General features: G+C 68.4%; 16 protein-coding genes. 6 read left to right on the top strand and 10 right to left on the bottom strand.

Annotated features, from left to right (window positions below; all coding sequences use genetic code 11):
• The 3 genes from WS70_RS12435 to WS70_RS12420 form a co-directional block, all read right to left on the bottom strand.
• Positions 1–1,350 (bottom strand): MdtA/MuxA family multidrug efflux RND transporter periplasmic adaptor subunit, encoded by a 1,350-nt coding sequence (locus WS70_RS12435; RefSeq protein ID WP_059473200.1) that lies wholly within the window; start codon positions 1,348–1,350, stop codon positions 1–3.
• A 458-nt stretch (positions 1,351–1,808) separates the two neighbouring features.
• Positions 1,809–2,636 carry an IclR family transcriptional regulator gene (locus tag WS70_RS12425; RefSeq protein WP_059597201.1) on the bottom strand — a complete coding sequence of 276 codons (828 nt, stop codon included), beginning with the start codon at positions 2,634–2,636 and terminating at the stop codon, positions 1,809–1,811.
• Positions 2,637–3,176: 540 nt separating this feature from the next.
• A complete protein-coding gene (locus tag WS70_RS12420) occupies positions 3,177–5,132 on the bottom strand; it encodes a PhoX family protein (RefSeq protein WP_059597200.1) in 1,956 nt (651 codons plus the stop codon).
• A 320-nt stretch (positions 5,133–5,452) separates the two neighbouring features.
• Here WS70_RS12420 and WS70_RS12410 point away from each other — a divergent pair, with 320 nt between their 5' ends.
• The 4 genes from WS70_RS12410 to WS70_RS32885 all read left to right on the top strand — a co-directional run bounded on the left by WS70_RS12410 (position 5,453) and on the right by WS70_RS32885 (position 10,099).
• Positions 5,453–5,926, top strand: a complete 474-nt coding sequence (locus tag WS70_RS12410; RefSeq protein WP_059597199.1) for a hypothetical protein — start codon at positions 5,453–5,455, stop codon at positions 5,924–5,926.
• 90 nt (positions 5,927–6,016) lie between these two features.
• Entirely contained in the window at positions 6,017–6,478 is a 462-nt protein-coding gene (locus WS70_RS12405; RefSeq protein ID WP_059473204.1) for an Rrf2 family transcriptional regulator, read from the top strand.
• A 266-nt stretch (positions 6,479–6,744) separates the two neighbouring features.
• On the top strand, positions 6,745–7,386 hold the full coding sequence (locus WS70_RS12400; protein WP_059597198.1) for an NAD(P)-dependent oxidoreductase: 642 nt from the start codon (positions 6,745–6,747) through the stop codon (positions 7,384–7,386).
• A gap of 193 nt (positions 7,387–7,579) precedes the next feature.
• Complete coding sequence (locus WS70_RS32885) at positions 7,580–10,099, top strand: mechanosensitive ion channel family protein (RefSeq protein ID WP_082722242.1); 2,520 nt, start codon at positions 7,580–7,582, stop codon at positions 10,097–10,099.
• A gap of 383 nt (positions 10,100–10,482) precedes the next feature.
• On the opposite strand, the gene WS70_RS12385 is transcribed toward WS70_RS32885, so the two are convergent.
• Positions 10,483–11,133 (bottom strand): cysteine dioxygenase family protein, encoded by a 651-nt coding sequence (locus WS70_RS12385; RefSeq protein WP_059473206.1) that lies wholly within the window; start codon positions 11,131–11,133, stop codon positions 10,483–10,485.
• A 146-nt stretch (positions 11,134–11,279) separates the two neighbouring features.
• Between WS70_RS12385 and WS70_RS12380 the strand changes: the two genes are divergently transcribed.
• The gene (locus WS70_RS12380) at positions 11,280–11,747 is read left to right on the top strand and encodes an Lrp/AsnC family transcriptional regulator (RefSeq protein ID WP_059473207.1); all 468 of its coding nucleotides are present in this window, start codon (positions 11,280–11,282) and stop codon (positions 11,745–11,747) included.
• Positions 11,748–11,777: 30 nt separating this feature from the next.
• On the opposite strand, the gene WS70_RS12375 is transcribed toward WS70_RS12380, so the two are convergent.
• From WS70_RS12375 to WS70_RS12365, 3 genes are read right to left on the bottom strand one after another with little or no spacing between them, the layout of a single operon-like run.
• Complete coding sequence (locus tag WS70_RS12375) at positions 11,778–12,548, bottom strand: ABC transporter ATP-binding protein (protein WP_059473208.1); 771 nt, start codon at positions 12,546–12,548, stop codon at positions 11,778–11,780.
• A gap of 10 nt (positions 12,549–12,558) precedes the next feature.
• Positions 12,559–14,274 carry an ABC transporter permease gene (locus WS70_RS12370; protein WP_059597196.1) on the bottom strand — a complete coding sequence of 572 codons (1,716 nt, stop codon included), beginning with the start codon at positions 14,272–14,274 and terminating at the stop codon, positions 12,559–12,561.
• A complete protein-coding gene (locus tag WS70_RS12365; RefSeq protein WP_059473210.1) occupies positions 14,264–15,301 on the bottom strand; it encodes a Fe(3+) ABC transporter substrate-binding protein in 1,038 nt (345 codons plus the stop codon). The genes WS70_RS12370 and WS70_RS12365 overlap by 11 nt, the downstream gene beginning before the upstream one ends.
• Positions 15,302–15,573: 272 nt before the next feature.
• Here WS70_RS12365 and WS70_RS32370 point away from each other — a divergent pair, with 272 nt between their 5' ends.
• Positions 15,574–15,747: a hypothetical protein gene (locus WS70_RS32370; RefSeq protein ID WP_082716445.1), complete on the top strand. Its 174-nt coding sequence runs from the start codon at positions 15,574–15,576 to the stop codon at positions 15,745–15,747.
• A gap of 32 nt (positions 15,748–15,779) precedes the next feature.
• Here the strand turns inward: WS70_RS32370 and WS70_RS12350 are convergent, their stop codons facing one another.
• From WS70_RS12350 to WS70_RS12340, 3 genes are read right to left on the bottom strand one after another with little or no spacing between them, the layout of a single operon-like run.
• Positions 15,780–17,141 carry an amino acid permease gene (locus tag WS70_RS12350; protein ID WP_059597195.1) on the bottom strand — a complete coding sequence of 454 codons (1,362 nt, stop codon included), beginning with the start codon at positions 17,139–17,141 and terminating at the stop codon, positions 15,780–15,782.
• Positions 17,138–17,329 carry a rod shape-determining protein MreB gene (locus WS70_RS32365; protein ID WP_082716446.1) on the bottom strand — a complete coding sequence of 64 codons (192 nt, stop codon included), beginning with the start codon at positions 17,327–17,329 and terminating at the stop codon, positions 17,138–17,140. The genes WS70_RS12350 and WS70_RS32365 overlap by 4 nt, the downstream gene beginning before the upstream one ends.
• A complete protein-coding gene (locus tag WS70_RS12340) occupies positions 17,326–19,602 on the bottom strand; it encodes an FUSC family protein (protein ID WP_059473212.1) in 2,277 nt (758 codons plus the stop codon). Before WS70_RS12340 ends, WS70_RS32365 begins: the two co-directional genes overlap by 4 nt.
• Positions 19,603–19,610: the final 8 nt, after the last annotated feature.

Genomic DNA, 19,610 nt, shown 5'->3' with positions numbered 1-19,610 from the left:
TCATTGCGATTGAGCCTGCGACGCGCCGCGGCGCTTGTGCCCGCCGTGCGCGCCGGACGCGGCCGACGCGCCTTTCGCGCCCGACGCATGCTTCGGCTGCTCGGCCGGGATCGTGATCACCGAGCCTTCGCGCAGCTGGTCGGAGCCGTCCGTCACGACGCGCTCGCCGACCGCGAGCCCGTCGACGATGCTCGTGCGCTCGCCGTCGATGGGGCCGGGCTTCACCTTGCGCACGGTCACGGTGTTGTCCGGCTTCACGACGTAGACGAACTGGCCGATCGAGCCCGTCAGCACAGCCGAGGTCGGCACGATCGTCGCGTCGCGCATCGTGTCGACAAGAAGGCGCGTGTTGACGAACTGATTCGGGAACAGCAGGTTGCTCTTGTTCTCGAACTTCGCGCGCAGCTTCACGGTGCCCGTCGACGTGTCGATCTGGTTGTCGAGCGTGTCGAGCACGCCGGTTTCGAGCGGCGTCGTGTTGTTGCGGTTGTACGCGGTGATCGACAGCTTGCTGCCGGCGTTCACCTGCTTGAGGATCGACGGCAGGTTGTCTTCCGACGTCGTGAAGATCACGCTCATCGGCTGCAATTGCGTGATGACGACGATGCCGTTCGTATCCGACGGCGTCACGTAGTTGCCCGGATCGACCTGTCGCAGGCCGACGCGGCCCGACACGGGCGCCGTGATTCGCGCGTACGTCAGGTTGAGCTTCGCGGAGTCGATCGCCGCGCGGTCGATCTGCACTGTGCCTTCGTACTGCTTGACGAGCGACGCCTGCGTGTCGGCCGTCTGCTTCGCGATCGAGTCCTGCGCGACGAGCGTCTGGTAGCGCTTGAGGTCGAGGCGCGCGGTCGCGAGGAGCGCCTCGTCGCGCGCAAGCGCGCCTTGCGCGTTCGCGAGCGTGATCTGGTAGGGGCGCGGATCGATCTGCGCGAGCACGTCGCCTTTCCTGACGATCTGGCCTTCCAGGAACGATACGGACTGCAGGTATCCGGACAACTGGGTCCTGACCGTCACGTTCGCGAGCGGCGTGACGGTGCCGAGCGCGTTGAGGACGATGGGCATCTCGCCGCGCGTCGCGGCCGCGACCTGGACGGGTTGCGGCAGGTTCGCGAGCGCGGCCGGCCCGCCTCGCTTGCGTGCTCTGCCCGGCTGGCTTGCGCCGCCTGGCTGGCTCGCGGCGGTCGCGCTGCTTGCGCCGCTCTTCCACGGATGCCACCACAGGAGGCCGCCGATCGTGACGGCCGCGAGCGCGCAGAACGTCATCAGCTTGCGGCGCGAGCGGGGCGCGTCGGGGCTCGACGGCGGGTGGGCGGGAGAGCGGGGAGTAGGCTTTTCTTGGTTGTCCATCGGTTTGATCTGGAGGTCGGCGTGCAGCGCGTACGACAGGCGCGGACGAGCCGCGTTCGCGGTCGGCGCGGCCGGCTGCGGCCCGGTCGCGTCGCAAAAGAGCGGGATGCGCCGTTTGCGGCGCGAGGTTGCATGATGCTACGTCCCCATGGCGGTTACAGTCCAGCATCCTATTTTTCAACGAATTACGGTCGTTACAGATGAACGGATGATGACGGTGCGCGATCGCGCGGCCGGGGCGGCGGCTTGCGGGGGGATCGTGCCGTTTTCGGATACTGTTGGGGAGCTGCGGGCTGCGGGCTGCGGGCTGCGGGCGAAGGACGAAGGACGAAGGACGAAGGACGAAGGACGAAGGACGAAGGACGAAGGACGAAGGGCGCGGCGTCAGTTGCGCGTCGCGCGCGGGCATCGCGGCCCGCGCGCCGCGCGCGACAGAAAGCACGGCGAAAGACTGCGCGTCAGCGCGCGCGGTCCGGCCAGGCGGAGCCGCCGATCTCGCGCGTGATCTTCGCGATGCACTCGCGCAGCGCCGGCACCGCGACCGAGCGCAGGAAATCGGGCGTGCACTGGTGCGCGGAACCGCCGCAGTTGACCGTGTAGCGCTGGCCCGTCGGCGCGACGAAGCCCGCCGCGATTGCATTCAATTCCTCGCGCCATTCGCCGATCGCAATCGCATAGCCGTTCTGCGCGATGTCGGAGAGCGCGGCATTCAGCCGTGCGACGACGAACGGCCAGTCGTCGCCCGCCGCGGCCTGCAGCGCGCCGATCAGCTCGCGCCGCGCGTCGTCCTCGAGCGCCGCGAGGTACGCGCGGCCGACTGCCGTGCGTGCGATGTCCATCCGCGAGCCCGTTTCGAGCCGTGTGACGAGCACGGCGGAGCGCGGGCGGATCACGTCGATCGCGACCATGTCGAGGCGGTCGCGCACCGCGAGGTGGACGGACAGCGAAGTCTTTTCGGCGAGCTCGACGAGGAACGGTCGCGAGCGCGCGCGGATGTCGAAGTTGCGCAGGAAGCCGTTGCTGAGCTCGAGCACCGACGCCGTCAGCACGAAGCGCTCGCTGTCGGGCAACTGGAACAGGAAGCCGGCGCTGACGAGCGTCGCCGTGATCCGCGACACGGTCGGCTTCGGGATGCCTGTCAATTCTGCCAGCTCCCGGTTGCTGACCGGGGCATCGGAGGTCGCGATGCGACGCAAGACGGCCAAGCCGCGCGCGAGGGCCGTGATTTCGTCGGAGGTGGCTTCCCGTTCTCGGGAAACGGGTTGGGCGTTGGAGCGTGTCGTCACGGATATCTCTCTTTTTCGAAACTTGATTTCAGATTTTTATAAATTGTAAGACGAATGCCGGAAAATGCGCGCGCTTCGCCGCAATCTTTCATGATGCGCAATATTTACTGATATACCCCGAGTTTATTGGAGAAATGTCGGGTTGCGCACCATCGGGAATGACGGGGAAGCATGTATTTTTCGCTTGACTTGTCAGCCGGAAACGGAAAAAATGTCTACCAATTTCGAAACGTTGTTTCGTTAGTTTAGTCGGGAACGACGTTCGATGCAGTCTCTCAGGTTCTAGCACGGCCCTCGGAATGGCTAGAACTTTTTTAGCGCCACGGTCTCCGTGGCGCTTTTTTTTGCCGTTCACGGCCTGAGTGGCTGTTCCATATATTGGGATGACGGCAGGAAAGATACCTGCATGTCCGATCTTCGCCGTGCGGCGGCGCCGCACGCGGCGAGCGCGCATAAAAAAAGCGCGGTGCCACGAGGGCATCGCGCCAACCCGGCGCCGAGCGCCGGCGAATCAGCCGTGACGACGAAGAGAATCGGTTGTCACGCCTTCTTGAGCTGGATCGCCGCGGGCTCGGCCGTCAGATAGCCGACGCTCGCGCCGAAGCGGTCCTTGTAGTTCGCGCGCACGAGCGGATCGAGCGCGCCCTTCACTTTGTCGTGCAGCGGCGATTCCCAATCGCCCGCGTGCTGAAAGTTGCTCATGATGTAGGTCCAGCCGTTGATCTCGTCGACCGCGTGCAGGCCCGTCGATTCGGCGCCCGCCGGGCACGACAGCACGCGCGACAGCTTCTTCGTGTCGACGTCGTACGCCCACAGGAAGTTGTTCACGTGCATCCCCGAATCCTCGCCGATGAAAAGCGTGCGCAGCTTTTCCGAGAACTTCAGGTTGTCCGGATTCGCGATCTTGTCCGGATTCGCGAGATTGCCGAGCGCGTCGGCCGTAGCCAGGTCCTCGCCGACGAGCGCCGCGGGCGCGCTCATGTCGACGGGCACCCATTCGCTGTCGATCGCGGCGCCCGCCGTGTCGCGCTGGCCGCCGCGCATGCCGAGCGCGTAGACGGCGCCCGCCGCGATCTTCTTGTCGAGCGCGACGTCGCGCGACACCGCGTTGCCTTTGACCATCGACGTCTCGATCCGCGACATCGCCATGTAGACGATCTTGTCCTTCGCGTTCGCGGTCGTTCCTTCGAGCTTCGTGAACGCCATGCTGCCGCCCGCGAGCGCCGCGTAGCGGTGCGTCTCGAGGAACGCGGCCGCGAGTTCCATCCCGGGCTTCACGCGAATCCAGTTGAACTTGCCGCCGAAGTGGATCTTCGCGAACGTCGGGTCGGCCGGGTCGGTCGTCGCGACGTCCATGATGTCGGACGCCTTCAGCCGGTTCGCGAGCGCCTCGATCTCGGCGCTCGTCGCGTGGCCGAGCCGGATCCACGTGAGCGTCGCCGCGCCCGCGCCCGCCGACGACGTCTGCGTCCACTTGCCGACGTACAGCGTGCCCGCCGACAGGTCGGCCGGCTGGTCCGCGACGAACATGAAAAGGCCGCCGTTCGTCGCGTCGTCGCCCATCATCACGGTGCGCTGGTCGGGCATCACGTGGATCAGCTCGTGCGAGATGCGGCCGAGGCAATAATGCTTTTTCACGGCGCCCGTGCCGTCCGGATTCACGACGATCTCGGGCAGGTGGCCGTAGTGGTACGGATTCGCGGCCGTGTCGCTGCCGAATGTGTTCTTGCTGAACGCCTTGAATTGCGCGTCGGTCGCGGCCTTCGTCGCGTCCGGCTCGTACTCCTCGCTCGACAGGTGCGTGTTCCACGGCGACAGGCTCGCGCCGCACGTGATCCACAGGCCGTGCGCGGCCGACGTATCGACGTTGTGGTACTTGACGAGCTTGAGCGCGCCCGTCGCCGGGTCCTGATCGAGCGTCAGCACCGCGATCGGCGACGGCAACTGGCCGTACGCCGAATCGCCGTTCTGGCTGCGCGTCGTGTATTCGAACTGGACGACCGCGAACACCGTGTTGCCCTTCACGTCCGGCGCCTTCGCGTCCTTGAGCGTGAGGAGCGAGCTGCCGTCCGGGCAGTCGGAGAAGAACTGGCGCTCGCGCCCCGCGACCGTCGCGTCGACGATCGGCCGGTTGTCGATGTCGTAGTAGCCTCCCGCGAGGATCGTGCCGCCTTTGCCGTCCGGCACCTGGTCTCCCGTCACGAAGAACGGCCGGTACGCGAGCTTGTAGCTGTGCGTCGAGCCGTCGCTGAACGAGATCGACAGCGTCGAGCCGACGGTCGTCGTCGCCATCGCGGCCGGGTCGGCGAGCGTCGGCGCGGTCATCGGCGCGAACGCGGCGGCCGCGAAGCTGGCCGCAGGCGGCGCGGCGGCGACATCGTCCCCGCCGCATCCGGACAGCAGGGCGGGGAGCGCGACGCCGGAAAGCGGCAGCATCGGCGCGCCGGCGAGGATCTTCAGGGCATGGCGGCGGGAAGGATTGGACAGCGCGGGCATGGGGAATCCAGTTGTTGTGTGCGACGGAAAACGCGGACGCGCCGACGTCGGGTGCGGCGGACAGCGATGAAGACTGAGTGGAAGTTTATTTTTTATAAATGAAAGTTTTTTGAATTGAATTTGTATGAATCGACGGGCGTCTTGCGATGCATGCGCGGACAGGGTTCGCGCGAGCGGTGACCGGCCGGGCGGGCGCTGCGCGCGACATCGCCCATGCGGCAACGGCATGTAAAAAAAGAAACGGACGCGGGCAGGCGCGCGTCGGCGCGGCGTATCATGGCTTTTTCGCCACACGGAGCCGCTTTGCCGCGCCATTCGCCATGACGATCGAGATCGCCAACGCAACCGCCATCGTTTCCCGCACCGGCCGCCGCCGGATGTACGCCGTCGCGCTCGCGGCCGTTGCCGCCGCCGCGCTTGCCGGATGCAAGAAGCCGGAAGAGGCGAGTGTGCCGCCGCCGCCCGATACCGCCGCAAGCGCCGCCGCCCGCGCGGCCAGCCAGACGACGCAGAAGCTCGACCAGGTCGCGAGCTTCGTGAATCAGCAGATCGACGCGGCGAAGCAGGGTGTCGCATCGGCGGCGTCCGCCGTGCCGCCCGTCACCGCGAGCTCGGTATCGGCCGCTGCGCAGGCGCATTTGCAGGGCGCCGCGTCCGCCGTGCTCGGCCAGGCCGCCGTCGCGGCCGGCACGAGTCTCGAAGCCGCCGGCCGCAAGCTGCAGCAATGGAGCCAGACGGCCGCGCTGGGCGCCTCGGGCGCGGCCGCCGCGAGCGATTCGGCGGCGAGCAAGTGAATTCCGCTTGCGTCCTGGGTTAAGTGTAATTATTATGGTTACATATTGTCGTCGAAGCGGGATGCGCGAGCATTCCGCCGCAGGTGAATCATGAATACGAGCAGCCGGTTCGCGTTTGCCGTCCACGTGCTCGCGCTGTTGTCGTTGCAGGAAGGCGTGCCGCTGTCGTCGGACGTGATCGCGGGCAGCGTGAACACGAATCCGGCGCTGATTCGCCGTCTGCTGTCGATGCTGGCGGCGGCGGGGCTCACGACGTCGCAGCTCGGCGCGGGCGGCGGCGCGCTGCTGGCGCGCGAGCCGTCGAGCATCACGCTGCTCGAGGTCTACCGCGCGGTTGACGATGCGCAACTTTTCGCGCTGCATCGCGAGGCGCCGAATCCGGCATGCCTCGTCGGACGGCACATCCAGGGCGTGCTGACCGACTACATCGGCGACGCGCAGCGGGCGATGGAGGCGTCGCTCGCGACGCGCACGCTCGCCGACGTGACGGCCGACGTGCTGCGCTCGGAGGCGTGCGGGCAGCCGGGCGGCGTGCAGCAGGCGAGTGGTTGAGCGGTCTCGATCGCTTGAATTCGAAACGGCGGCGCGCATGGCATCCGGCGCGTCGCGGCTGCCGATCGGATCGGAATTCGCCGCCGGCCCGATAACGGGCTCGCGAAGGATCAAGGATGAAGGACCAAGGGCTGCCGCCCGATGAAACATTGCTCGACAATGACGATGGGCGGACGAGTTGACTATGATGGGGATCGTGGATCCCTCTTTTTTCGATTGAATATGTAATTAATTTAGTTACATATTCGCTTACCAGGAGAATCGACATGACGCAACGTACTTTGAAAATCGCTCTGCTCGGCGCAACCGGCATGATCGGCTCGCGGATCGCGGCCGAAGCGGCGCGCCGCGGTCATCAGGTGACGGCGCTGTCGCGTCGTCCGGCGGCGGGCGCCGAGAACGTGACCGCGAAGGAAGCTGACCTGTTCGATCCGGCGAGCATCGCCGCCGCGCTCGAAGGCCAGGACGTCGTCGCGAGCGCGTACGGTCCGAAGCAGGAGGATGCGTCGAAGGTCGTCGATGCGGCGAAGGCGCTCGTCGAAGGCGCGCGCAAGGCGGGCGTGAAGCGCGTCGTCGTCGTGGGCGGCGCGGGCACGCTCGAAGTCGCGCCCGGCAAGCAACTCGTCGATACCGAAGGCTTCCCGGACGCGTACAAGGCCGTCGCGCTCGCGCATCGCGACGCATATGACTACCTGGCGACCGTGCACGACCTCGACTGGACGTTCTTCTCGCCCGCCGCGCTGATCGCGCCCGGCGAGCGCACCGGCGCGTTCCGCACGGGCGCAGGCAAGCTGATCGTCGACGCCGACGGCAACAGCAAGATCTCGGCCGAAGACTACGCGGTCGCGTTCGTCGACGAGATCGAGCAGCACCACTTCGTGCGCCAGGTCGCGACGGTCGCGTACTGATCGCGTCGCGGGCGCCGGCGCATCGCGCGCGGCGTTCGCGGATCCATGTCGCTTGGCCGACACGCCTGGCCGTAAGCGTGGCGCACCGGGTCGCTCCGGTGCGCCGCGTCGTCATGCCGGGCGCGTCGAAGCAGGCGGCGCGCGCACGCGTTGGGGCTACACTGGCGATCGTCGTCATTACTCATCCGGTCGCATGCCGATTTCGCCTCGCTTGCTTTTCGCTCGCGGCGCCGCCTTCGTTCTCGTCGCGATCGCCGCCTGTCTTGCCGCCGGTCCGTCGATCGCCGCCGGGTCGCGCGCGCCGCGTTCGACTGCGCGCGCCGCCGCGCTCATCCTCGCGTTCGCCGGTCTTGCGCTTGCCGGCGCGCCGCCCGCCGCGCGAGCCGCGACCAATTCGAGTCTCGCAACCTTCCAAAAGCTGATCGCGCCCGCCGCCGCATCGGATGCCGCCGCGCCGGCGTCGGGCGCATCCGCCGCCGTGCCTGCGTCCGCGCCGTCGCCGGCGAGCGCCGCCGAGATCGCGCGCTCGTTCGACTCCGTCATCAAGATGCTCGACAACGACCGGCAGCGCACGCAGCTCGTCGCCCAACTGAAGCAGTTGCGCAGCGTCGCGCAGGCCGTGCAGACGGCGTCCGCTGCCGTGGCGGCGTCCGGCGCGACGGGCACGGGGCTCCTCGGCGCGATCGCGTCCGGGATGGCATCGGTCGAGGCGAGCCTGCGCGAGCGCGACACGCCGCTGCGCTACTGGTCCGCACGCTTTCGCGCGGCGGGCAGCGAGCTGTACGCGCTCGCAAGCGGGGCGGGGCCGCAGCCGCCCGCGCAGATCCTACTCGATCTCGCGTTGATGCTGGCGGGCTGGCTCGCGTGCGCGGCGCTCCTGATCTGGGCGCAGCACCGGGTCTGGGCCCGCTACGGGATCGCGGTCAAGCTCGATCCGAATCCGAGCGCGAAGGACATGCTGATCTTCGCGCTGAGGCGGGTCGGGCCGTGGATCGTGTCGTTCGTCGCCGTGCTCGCGATCGCGCGCGGCCTGCCTGATTCGCTCGGCCGCACGGTCGCGCTCGTCGCCGCATACGCGATCGTGTCGGGCTCGGTGTTCGCGTCGCTGTGCCTCATCATGTTCGCGCTCTTCAGCGCGGGCCACCGGCGCGCGGCGGGGCGTGTGCTGATTGCGCGCTCGTGGGGGCTGCTGCGTCTGATCGGCGCGTTCGGCGCGCTCGGCGACGCGGCGCTCAACCGCGACGTCGCGTGGCAGCTCGGCGTCGATTTGTCGAGCCTCGTGTCGACCGTGTCGAGCATGACGGCCGCCGTGCTCTGCGCGTGCTTCGCGCTCGCGTACCGGCGGCCTGTCGCGCACCTGATCCGCAACCGCGGCTACGCGCAGCGCACAGGCCATCGCGCGACGACCGAAATGGCCGATTTCGCGGCCGCGTTCTGGCCCGCGCCCGTGCTGCTGCTCGCGTTCGCGGCGGTGGCGGGCACACTGCTCGGCAGCCGTTCGTCGTCCGATTTGCTGCGCACTTCGATCGTGAGCGCGCTGTTGCTCGTGCTCGCGTTCTTCCTGTCGGCCGTCGTGCTGCGCGTCACGCGCCCGCACCCAACCCGCCGCAAGCGCCGTCACCGCTCCGCGTACGTCGCGCGGCTCGTGCGCTTCGCGGGCTCGCTCGCGACGCTCTTCATCTGGCTCGGTTACGTCGAGCTGACGTCGCGCCTGTGGGGGATCTCGCTCGCGCGGATCGTCGAGCACAGCGTCGCCGCGCGCGGGATCGCGCAGGCGGTGACGGCGATCGTCATCACGCTGTTTGTCGCGTGGCTCGCGTGGATCGTCGTCGACACCGCGATCCTCGAGGCGCTCAACTCGGCGAGTTCGCGCGGCAAGAGCCGCAATCCGAGCATGCGTGCGCGCACGATGCTGCCGCTCGTACGCAACGTCGCGTTCGTGACGATCGTCACCATCGCCGCGATCGTCACGGCGGCGAACCTCGGGATCAACGTGACGCCGCTCCTGGCAGGCGCAGGCGTGATCGGCCTCGCGGTCGGATTCGGCGCGCAGTCGCTCGTGTCGGACCTCATCACCGGGCTTTTCATCATCGTCGAGGATACGATCTCGGTCGGCGACTGGATCGACGTCGACGGCGGCCATGCGGGCACGGTCGAGCATCTGACGATCCGCACGGTGCGGCTGCGCGACGGGCAGGGCGCGCTGCATTCGATCCCGTTCTCGCAGATCAAGATCGTCAAGAACCTGTCGCGCGACTACGGCTATGCGGTGTTCGAAGTGCGCGTGCCGTTCTCCGCCGATCTCGACCAGCTCACGCGGCTGATCCGCGACGCGGGCGCGGATCTGTGGAGCGATGTCGCGGTGCGCCGGCTGATGCTCGGTGCGGTCGAGATATGGGGGCTCGACCGCTTCGAGCCGAACTGGATGGTCGTCAAGGGACAGATCCGCACGCGGCCGCAGCAGCAGTCGACCGTGATGCGCGCGTTCAATGCGCGGATCAAGCGGCGGATGGACGACGCCGGCATCGAGATTCCGCTGCCGCAGATGCGCGTCTATTCGACGGCAGCGGGCGGCGTCGCGGCAGACGAGGCGACGCGCGACGACGAGAAGCACGGCGAGTCCGATCGGGAGCGCGCCGCGCGCGACGACTCGGCGCGCGACGGCGAACGGCAACGCGGTGGCGCCGACGAGCGGGACGCGTCAAGTGGTTGATGCGCATGACGCGAGCGATGCGAGCGAGGCACGACGGCGAAGTCGCGGTTCGACGGACGATGGCTCCCGCTCGATTCGATATGCGTGCGGAAGCCGCCTTCACGCGCGCACGAACGTGGGCGGCCGAAACGCGTTCGCCGCGCTCGCGTCGCGGGCGGCGATATGCCTTTGCAGCGCCTGCCGCGCCGCGCGCCGTGCACTCTCCGTCTCGATTGGCAGCGAGCGGGTCCATGCGACGTGGTCATGCGGCGGCGATGGCGTTTCCCGCAGTTTCGTGACGCGAAATGATCGCGCCGGCGCGACCATGCGAGCGTTGGCGCGAACGCCACAGGGTCGCGCCGCGGTTCGTCGCGAGGTTCGCATCGGCGTCGACGGCCGCGCGCTCACACATAAGCGCCGACGTCGACTGCGACGACATCGTTTACGTGCGTCGCCACCTGTTCGCCGGTTACGCCGTACACGTGCAGCGAGATCGCGGGCGCGTCGGCCGGCGCGCCCACGTGCCCGAGCCGGTGGATGGCCGTGCGCCCCGCGCAGACGTACGACACCGCGCCCGTCGGCCGCGCGTGCTTGCGCGCGTCGATCGCACGGCAGGCCGCGTCGTTCCAGCCGTAGACGATCTCCGTGAGCTCGCCTTCGAACACCGCATAGCCGCACCACGTATGATGGCCGTGCACGGGGCTCCATTGACCGGGCTGCCACACGAGCGACACGACCGCATAGCGGCCGAGCGGGTCGGCGGCGAGCAGATGGCGCCGATAGCCCGCCGCGCCGCTTTCGCGTTGCGCGGGCGTGAGGAGTCCCGGCGCTGCGACGGCTTCCGTGAGCGCGGCGCGCAGCTCGCGCGCGAATGCCGGATGCCGCGACGGCGCGGATTCGTTGGCGAGCGCGTCGAACGCGGCGTCGATCCGTGCGCAGAAACGCTCGATCGGCGTCGGCGCGGCGAGCGCGCGACACGGCGCAGACGTCGCGCGTTCGCGCGGGTCCGAGGGCGCATCCGGTGCGTGCGAGATGGGGGAGGCGGCGTGGTTCATCGTTGACTCGGTCGTTCTTTTCCCGCAGTGACGTTGCGCGGGTCCGGTACGTATTTATACCGGTCGACTCGGAGAAACGGATTCCATATTGTTCCCTCACGCGAACAATGGATAGAATAATTTTCTATCCGATAGGGACTGGGGAAATGGACGCGATCGATCGTAAGTTGCTCGAGCTGCTGCAGGAGGACGCGACGCTGCCGATCGCCGAACTCGCGCAGCGCGTGAATCTGTCGCAGACGCCGTGCTGGAAGCGGATTCAGCGGCTCAAGGAGACGGGCGCGATTCGTGCGCAAGTCGCGCTGTGCGATCCGCGCAAGCTCGGCGTCGGCACGACGGTGTTCGTCGCGGTGCGCACGAACCAGCACACCGAGGAGTGGGCGGCGCGCTTTACGCAGGCCGTGCGCGACATGCCGGAAGTCGTCGAGGTCTACCGGATGAGCGGGGAGACCGATTATCTGCTGCGGGTCGTCGTCGCCGACATCGACGACTACGACCGCATCTACAAGAAGCTCATCCGCTCGGTGCCGCTCTTCGACGTCAGCTCGTCGTTCGCGATGGAGCAGATCAAGTACTCGACCGCGCTGCCGGTGCGTGACCGCGTCGCCGGTTGAAGGGGCGGCGAGCCCGCTCGACGCTGCCGCTCAGCGCCCTCGCTCGAGCGCACGCCGGCGCTCGTCGGCGAGCGCGTCGCGCCGCACGAAATCCGCGACGAATCCGCTCGCCGGATGGTGATAGAGGTTGTACGGCGTGTCCCATTGCGCGAGCCGTCCGTCGTCGATCACGCCGATCCGGTCCGCGAGCGCGAACGCTTCCGCCTGGTTGTGCGTGACGAAGAGCGCCGTGTGGCCGGCCGCCTTCAGGATGTCGCGCACCTCGAACGCGAGCCGCTCGCGGGTGTCGACGTCGAGATTCGAGAACGGCTCGTCGAGCAGCAGCAGCTCCGGCGACGGCGCGAGCGCGCGGGCGAGCGCGATCCGCTGCTGCTGGCCGCCCGACAGTTCGTGCGGATACGCGTTCGCCGCGTCGGCGAGGCCGACGAGCTCGAGCATCTGCGCGGCGCGCGCACGGCGTTGCGCCTTCGGCGTGCGGCGCAGCCCGAACTCGACGTTCTGCTGCGCGGACAGATGCGGGAACAGCGCGTAGTCCTGGAACATCATCCCGACGCGGCGTTTTTCCGGCGGCACGTCGGCTTCGCGGCTCGCGAGCGCGGCGCCCGCCAGCACGATCTCGCCCGCGCGCACGGGCTCGAAGCCCGCGATCGCGCGCAGCACCGTCGTCTTCCCGCAGCCGGACGCGCCGAGCAGGCAGCCGATCGCGCCGCGCTCGAGCGCGAGGTTCAGGCGGTCGACGATCGTGCGCCGGCCGCGCGGCGTGTCGTAGGCGAGCGTGACGGCGTTCAGTTCGAGCAGCATGGCGTGACTCTCAGGATCCGGATTTCAGTTGGGTGCGCGCGAGCACGATCACGGGCGCAAGTCCCGCCACGACGATCGCGAGCGCGGCGACCGCGCCTTCTTCGTAGGTGCCGCGCGCGGCTTCGGCGTAGAGCCAGGTCGCGAGCGTGTCGAAGTTGAGCGGGCGCAGCAGCAGCGTCGCGGGCAGCTCCTTCATCGCGTCGACGAACACGAGCAGCGCGCTCGCGCCGAGCGCGGGGCGCAACAGCGGCAGATGCACGCGCCAGAGCGTCATGCCCGCCGTCTCGCCGAGCGTGCGCGACGCCTGCTCGAGCGACGCGGGAATCCGCGCGAGTCCGGCCTCGATGCTGCCGGCGGGAATCGCGAGGAAGCGGATCGCATACGCGACCACGAGCGCGGCCGCCGAGCCCATCAGCACGAGTCCATCCTGGCCGAACGCGGCGGCGATCGCGCGATCGGCGAGCGCGAGCGGCGCGAGGAGCCCGATCGCGAGCACGGTGCCCGGCACCGCGTAGCCGACGCTCGCGAGCCGCGCGCAGACGCGGCTCGGCTGGAAGCGGGCGCTGTCGCGCGCGCGGCGCGTCGCCCACGCGACGACGATGCCGCACGCGAGCGTGACGACGGTCGCGGCGAGCGCGACGGCGAGCGTGTTCGCGAGGCTCGCGAGCAATTGTCCGGACACGCCGCCCACGAGATGCAGCCGTTTCGCGGTTTCGTGGACCAGATACGCGGCGGGCGCGCCGAAGCCGGCGATGACCGGCAGCCAGCCGAGCGTCGCCGCGCCGGCGGCGGCCGCGCCGCACAGCCGCCGCGGCTCGATCGCGCGCATCCGGCGGCCGTGCGCGTAGCGCTCGCGGCGGCGGCCGTAGCGTTCGAGCGCGATTGCGCCGAACACGATCGCGAGCATCGCGAGCGCGATCTGCGCGGCGCTCGCGAGGTCCGAACGCGTGACCCACGTCGTGTAGACGGAGACGGTGAGCGTCTGCACGCCGAGGAACTCGGACGCGCCGATGTCGTTCAGGGTCTCGAGGAGGGCGAGGCTCACGCCGACCGCGATCGCCGGCCGCGCGAGCGGCAGCACGACGCGCAGGAACGTCTCGATGCGGCCCGCGCCGAGCGTGCGCGCGGCTTCGATCAGGCTCGCCGATTGCGTGACGAACATCGCGCGCGTGCACAGATAAACGTACGGATACAGCACGAAGCCGAGCACGGCGATCGCGCCCGGCAGCGAGCGCAGGTCGGGCAGGCGGAACGCGCGCGGGCTGTCGAAGCCGAGCATCCAGCGCAGCGCGGATTGCACGGGGCCGATCGGATGCAGCAGGTCGAGATACGCGAACGCGACGATGTACGACGGCACCGCGAGCGGCAGCAGCAGCGCCCACGCGAGCGTGCGGCGTCCGGGGAAGTCGTAGGCGGTGACGAGCCACGCGGCGCCCGTGCCGACGCACGCGACGATCGCGCCGACGCCCGCGAGCAGCGCGAGCGTGTTGGCCGTCGCCTGCGGCAGTACGAATGCGGCGAGGTGGCGCCAGTGCGACAGATCGGCGCCGAGCGCGGACCACGCGAGCGCGGCGAGCGGCGTCGCGACGAGCGCCGCGATCGCCGCCGCGGCGACGAGCCAGCCGCGCGCGGCGACACGCAGGACGAGCGCGCGCAGACGCTCGCCGGCGCACGCGCGAACACGCGCGAGCGGGCGGCGTGCGACGGTGCCGGCGTCAGTTGTCAAAGCCGACCTTGTCGACGAGCTGGCTTGCGCGCTTGCGGTGCTTCGCGATCTCGACGAGCGGCAGCGGATCGACCTTCAGCGGCCCGAAGCCGGCGATCACCGGATCGAGCGTGACGCCCGCGCGCACCGGATACTCGTAGTTCGCCTGCGCATAGAGCGCCTGCGCGGGCGGCGACGCGAGGTATTCGAGCAGCTTCACCGCGTTGTCCTGGTTCGGCGCGTGCTTCGCGACGGCCGCGCCGCTCACGTTGACGTGTGTGCCGCCGCTCTTCGCGTTCGCGAACGTCGGGCGGACGACCTTGATCGCGTCGCCCCACTTGCGCGCGTCGGTGCCCGGCTCCGCGTGCTTCATGTGGCCGACGTAGTACGCGTTCGCGAGCCCGACGTCGCAGATCCCGCCGAGGATGTCGCGTGCGACGTCGCGATCGCCGCCCGTCGCCTTGCGCGCGAGGTTCGCCTTCACGCCGCGCAGCCACTGCTCGGTCGCGGCTTCGCCGTCGTGCGCGATCATCGCGGCGACGAGCGCGGTGTTGTACGGATGCTGGCCCGAGCGGATGCAGACCTTGCCTTTCCATTTCGGATCGGCGAGCGACTCGTACGTGATCGCGTCGAGCTTCATGTTCTTGTCGGCGTACAGCACGCGGTCGCGCAGCGACAACGCATACCAGTCGCCGCGCGCGCTGCGCAGGTTCGCGGGGATCGCGTCGTCGAGCGGCCGCGAGCGAACCGGCTGCGTGAGCCCGCCGTCGACGAGATCGAGCAGGTTGCCGATGTCGACCGTCATCAGCACGTCGGCCGGCGAGCGCGCGCCTTCCGCCTTCACGCGCTCGAGGAGGCCGTCCTTGACGAACACCGTGTTGACGGCGATTCCGCTTTGCTTCGTGAACGCGTCGATGAGCGGCTGGATCAGCTTCGGCTCGCGGGTCGTGTAGAGATTGACTTCGTTCGCCGCATGCGCGGCGGGCGCGACGGCGGCGAGTGCGAACGCGAGCGTGCGCAGCAGCGGGCGGGCTTGCTTCAGGAACATGGAAGGCTCCGGCTAGGGACGTGCGATGGACGAACGCTCCGGCAGGCGGGACGTGTGGCCGGCGCGGAGTGAAAATTACAAAATGAAAGAATTTGATTGTAATGCGAAACGGGAACGATTCACATATGCGAAACGTTCGCAAAACATCTGACGAATGGCGCGTGGCCGGCAGGACGGGCAGGACGGGCGGGACGGGCGGGACGGGCGGTGACGCGGGCGCGGTTGCGCGTAGAATGCCGGCTTGACGATTTTTTGACGGAGCGCAGCAGGCGATGAACGACCCGCGCAGCAAGAAGAATCCGGTGTTCGGCGTGGCGATTCTGATCGTCGTGGCCGTCGTGCTCGTGATCGGCACGATCCTGTACAACGCGATTTCGCAGAAGCACGAGTACGACGAAGCCCATCCGCAGGGGGTGTCGGCGAGCGCCGCGTCCGCGCACGGCTGATCGCGCGCGCCGCGCCGCCGGCGCGCCGCGCGTCAGCGCGCGACGGCCGGAAGCCGCGGCCTGACCCGCGTATAGAACACGAGCGCGAGAATCACGAGCCACGCGGCGCCGACGAAGAGCGCGATGCGCGTATCGTCGAAATACCCGAGCATCGCGATCACGAACGCCATGAACGCGATCGTGAGCGCCGGGCCGATCGGCCAGAACGGCACCTTGAACTTCAGCGCGGCGGTTTCGGCCGCGTTGAGCCGGCGGCGCATCGCGACCTGCGACAGCAGGATCATCAGCCAGACCCAGACGGTCGCGAACGTCGCGATCGCGGCGACCATCAGGAACACGTCCTTCGGCATCAGATAGTTGAGCACGACGCCGATGAGCAGCGCGCCCGCCATCACGAGCACCGTGACCCACGGCACGCCGCGCGCGGACATCGCGCCGAGTGCGCGCGGCGCCTGGCCCTGCAGCGCCATCCCGTACATCATCCGGCCCGCGCCGAAAATGTCGCTGTTGATCGCGGAGATCGCCGCGCTGATCACGACGAGATTCAGGATCTCGGCGGCGGAGCGCACGCCGAGCGCCGAGAAGATCTGCACGAACGGGCTGCCGCTCGAGCCGACGCCCGTCCACGGGAAGATCGACATCAGCACGACCATCGTCAGCACGTAGAAAAGCAGGATCCGCACCGGCACGGCGTTGATCGCGCGCGGAATCACGCGCTCGGGGTTCTTCGCCTCGCCCGCGCTCATGCCGATCACCTCGATCCCGCCGTACGCGAAAATCACGACCGACAGCGACGCGACGAGGCCGCCGATGCCGTTCGGCAGGAAGCCGCCATGCGACCACAGGTTCGACAGCGACGGCGCGCCGCCGCCGAGCTTCATGCCGGCGAAAAGAATGGCCGCGCCGCCGCCGATCATTGCGACGATCGCCCCCACCTTGACGATCGACAGCCAGAATTCCAGCTCGCCGAACACCTTCACGTGGCACAGGTTGAGCCCGCAGATGATCGCGACGACCGCGAGCACCCAGATCCACTGCGGCACGTCCGGAAACCAGAAGCCCATGTAGATGCCGAACGCGGTGATGTCGGCGATCGCGACGATCACCATCTCGAGCGTGTAGGTCCAGCCGGTGACGAAGCCCGCGAACGGGCCGAGGTTCTCGGTCGCGTAATGGCCGAACGAGCCCGGCACGGGCTCGCGCACGGCCATTTCGCCGAGCGCGCGCATCACCATGTAGACGGCCGCGCCGCCGAGGATGTACGCGAGGATGACGGCGGGACCCGCCAGCTGGATCGCGGACGCCGAGCCGTAGAAGAGGCCCGTGCCGATCGCCGAGCCGAGCGCGAGAAAGCGGATGTGCCGCGCGCTCAGGTGGCGTTGCAAGTTCTTCATCGTGTCTCCGAATGATTGATGTCGTCGGCCGGACGCAGCGGCCCGGCGCTCGCGCTCGCAAAGTTGTATAGACAACATGGCGCGCGAAAGATCATACCAATCGGCGCGCGCGGGCAGTAGTCAGGGAATCCCTGAGTAGCCGCACGGCGCGAAACGGTGGAAAGGGCAGGGTGAAGCGGACGGCTCACTCGGGCAGGCGGATCACGCTCGCGTCCTTGCGGATCAGCAGCGACGACGCGAGCATCTGTTTGCACTGGTGCGCGAGCACCTTCAGGTCGTGCGTGAGATCGGCGCTCGCGTCCGAGCGCTCGGCGTCGACGACCATCGAATCGAGCTCGCGCGTCAATTGCCTGGTCGCTTCGGCCTGGTTCGACGGCGGCGCCGTGCCGGCCTCGGCCCGCTCGAGATGCTCGCGCACGGCGGCCATCCCGCGCTCGAGCGCGGGCGGGTTGCTTTCCGAGCACGCATGGCGCAGGAGCGGCGCGGCCGCGGTGATCTGCGCGCCGAGCACGTGGGTCTGCACGAGCAGATCGTTCAGCTCCGGCACGAACTTCTGGTGCGCCTTCGGCTCGAGCATCATCCGCTGGAACGCCTGGCCCAGGTTCGCGAACGCGATGTGCACGTTCTTGCGCGCGAGCCGGTATCGGTAGTCGGCGTCGAGGCCGGGCGCGACCGCCTCGACCGCCGCGGCGACCGCGGGCACGGCCGCCGCGCCGTCGGCGACGGGCACGGCGGGCGCGGTCTTGCCGCGTCCCGCGCGCCACGTCGCTTCGAAGTACTTGCGGGTCGTCGCGAGCACGTCGGCGACGAGATTGCCGATCGCGCGGTATTCCCAGTACGGGAAGAGGCGGCTCGCCGCGATCGCGATCATGCAGCCGACGACGGTGTCGATCGCGCGCTCGCCGATGATCCGCATGTTGCCGGGCGCGAGCAGATGGAAGAGGAGCAGTACGTACGACGACGTGAACACGACGCTCGCGGCGTAGTTGAAGAGCAGCAGGCTGTAGCTCATCACCATCGACGCGAACATGAACGCGATCAGCACGTGCGGCTCGCGAACCGTGTAGATGAGCGCGAGACTCGCCGCGCAGCCGATCAGCGTGCCGACGATACGCTGCGCGTTGCGTTGCTTCGTCAGCGAATAGCCGGGCTTCAGGATGATGATGCTCGTCATCACGATCCAGTACGCGTTCGTGAGCGGCAGGAGGCGCCCGAGCCAGAAGCCGACCGCGACCGCGATCGTCACGCGCAGCGCGTGCCGGAAGCTCGGCGACCCCATGTTCAGGTTCGAGAAGATCAGCAGCGGCGACATCCGGCGCTTCTGCAGGAAGCGAGACAGCGCCTTGTCGATCTTCAGTTCGGTCTGCTGCGCATCGGCGCTGCCCGACAGGTTGCGGCGCATCTTGTCGATCAGGCGCGTCGCGCTCCAGATCCGGCGGAACGTCGCGAGCACGGCCGCGTACGCTTCCGGGTTCGACGCCGCGAACTGCTTCTTGCGCATCAGCTCGATCTCGTATTCGATCGCGCGCAACTCGGCCTTCACGCTGATCCGCGAATGCGGCAGCCGGTTCTCGAGCACCGCGAAGCCGATCTCCTCGAGATCGGCGGCCGCCTTGCGGATCAGGTCGCGGTAGAAGATGATCAGGTCCGAGCCGCCGAACGTGCTGCGCACGAGCGGATAGTCGGTGTGCGCGCCGACGAACATCTCGTGCAGGTCGACGCTGTTGATGAACAGGTTGAACATCATCGTGCGGCCCGGGTCGAGCTTGCCGCGGCGCAGCTTCGGCAGGTTGCGCAGGACGATGTCGCGCGCGGTTTCCTGCGTCTCGACCGCGGTGATCTGCTTCGCGACGAGGTTGCGGTAGCATTCGTCGAGGTCCGCGTCGAGATCGTAGAAATCCGCCCGCGCGAGCAGGTACGACGCGCACGCGAAGAGGCTTTCGGCGAGCGCCTGCTGCTCGATCCGGCGCGCCTGCCAGCGCGACACGAGCGTCGCCCAGTACGTGTACCAGAGCCCGCCCGCGAGAATCCACGCCGCGTTGACGAGCGCCTGCAGCGGCGTGAATTGCTCTTCGAGCGTCATCACCATCATGAACAGCGTCGCGAAGCTGATCTGCGGCCAGCGGTTGCCGTAGACGACGATGAGCGACAGCACGAACGTGAGCGGCACGATCGTGAGCCACAGCGCGAAGATGTTCGGCGTCGCGAGCCCGGTGGCGAGCGCGGAGAAGAAGCCGATCACGCTGCACGCGAGCATTTCGTTGTGCTTGTACTTGAGCGGGCCCGGCATGTCGACGACGCACGCGCCGAGCGCGCCCGTCGCGATCGTGAAGCCGAGCTCGCGGTCGTGCAGCACGATGAGACTCAGCACCGCGGGCAGCGACACGCCGAGCGCGATCCGTAGTCCGCCGAAGAAATACTGGCTGTAGAAGAACTTCCTGATTTCGACCGAATAGCGCATCGATGGGC

The organism is Burkholderia mayonis, assembly GCF_001523745.2.
Lineage (GTDB): Bacteria > Pseudomonadota > Gammaproteobacteria > Burkholderiales > Burkholderiaceae > Burkholderia > Burkholderia mayonis.
Note: the sequence above shows the minus strand (reverse complement) of the source record. Positions and strands in the feature narration are given on the sequence as shown.

Bases quoted from the DNA above. Each gene is read 5' to 3' on its own strand.
- WS70_RS12400 (WP_059597198.1), top strand. From the start codon at position 6,745: ATGACGCAACGTACTTTGAAAATCGCTCTGCTCGGCGCAACCGGCATG.
- WS70_RS12375 (WP_059473208.1), bottom strand. From the start codon at position 12,548: ATGCTGCTCGAACTGAACGCCGTCACGCTCGCCTACGACACGCCGCGC.
- WS70_RS32885 (WP_082722242.1), top strand. From the start codon at position 7,580: ATGCCGATTTCGCCTCGCTTGCTTTTCGCTCGCGGCGCCGCCTTCGTT.
- WS70_RS12435 (WP_059473200.1), bottom strand. From the start codon at position 1,350: ATGGACAACCAAGAAAAGCCTACTCCCCGCTCTCCCGCCCACCCGCCG.
- WS70_RS12410 (WP_059597199.1), top strand. From the start codon at position 5,453: ATGACGATCGAGATCGCCAACGCAACCGCCATCGTTTCCCGCACCGGC.
- WS70_RS32370 (WP_082716445.1), top strand. From the start codon at position 15,574: ATGAACGACCCGCGCAGCAAGAAGAATCCGGTGTTCGGCGTGGCGATT.
- WS70_RS12365 (WP_059473210.1), bottom strand. From the start codon at position 15,301: ATGTTCCTGAAGCAAGCCCGCCCGCTGCTGCGCACGCTCGCGTTCGCA.
- WS70_RS12405 (WP_059473204.1), top strand. From the start codon at position 6,017: ATGAATACGAGCAGCCGGTTCGCGTTTGCCGTCCACGTGCTCGCGCTG.
- WS70_RS12350 (WP_059597195.1), bottom strand. From the start codon at position 17,141: ATGAAGAACTTGCAACGCCACCTGAGCGCGCGGCACATCCGCTTTCTC.
- WS70_RS12340 (WP_059473212.1), bottom strand. From the start codon at position 19,602: ATGCGCTATTCGGTCGAAATCAGGAAGTTCTTCTACAGCCAGTATTTC.
- WS70_RS12385 (WP_059473206.1), bottom strand. From the start codon at position 11,133: ATGAACCACGCCGCCTCCCCCATCTCGCACGCACCGGATGCGCCCTCG.
- WS70_RS12420 (WP_059597200.1), bottom strand. From the start codon at position 5,132: ATGCCCGCGCTGTCCAATCCTTCCCGCCGCCATGCCCTGAAGATCCTC.
- WS70_RS12380 (WP_059473207.1), top strand. From the start codon at position 11,280: ATGGACGCGATCGATCGTAAGTTGCTCGAGCTGCTGCAGGAGGACGCG.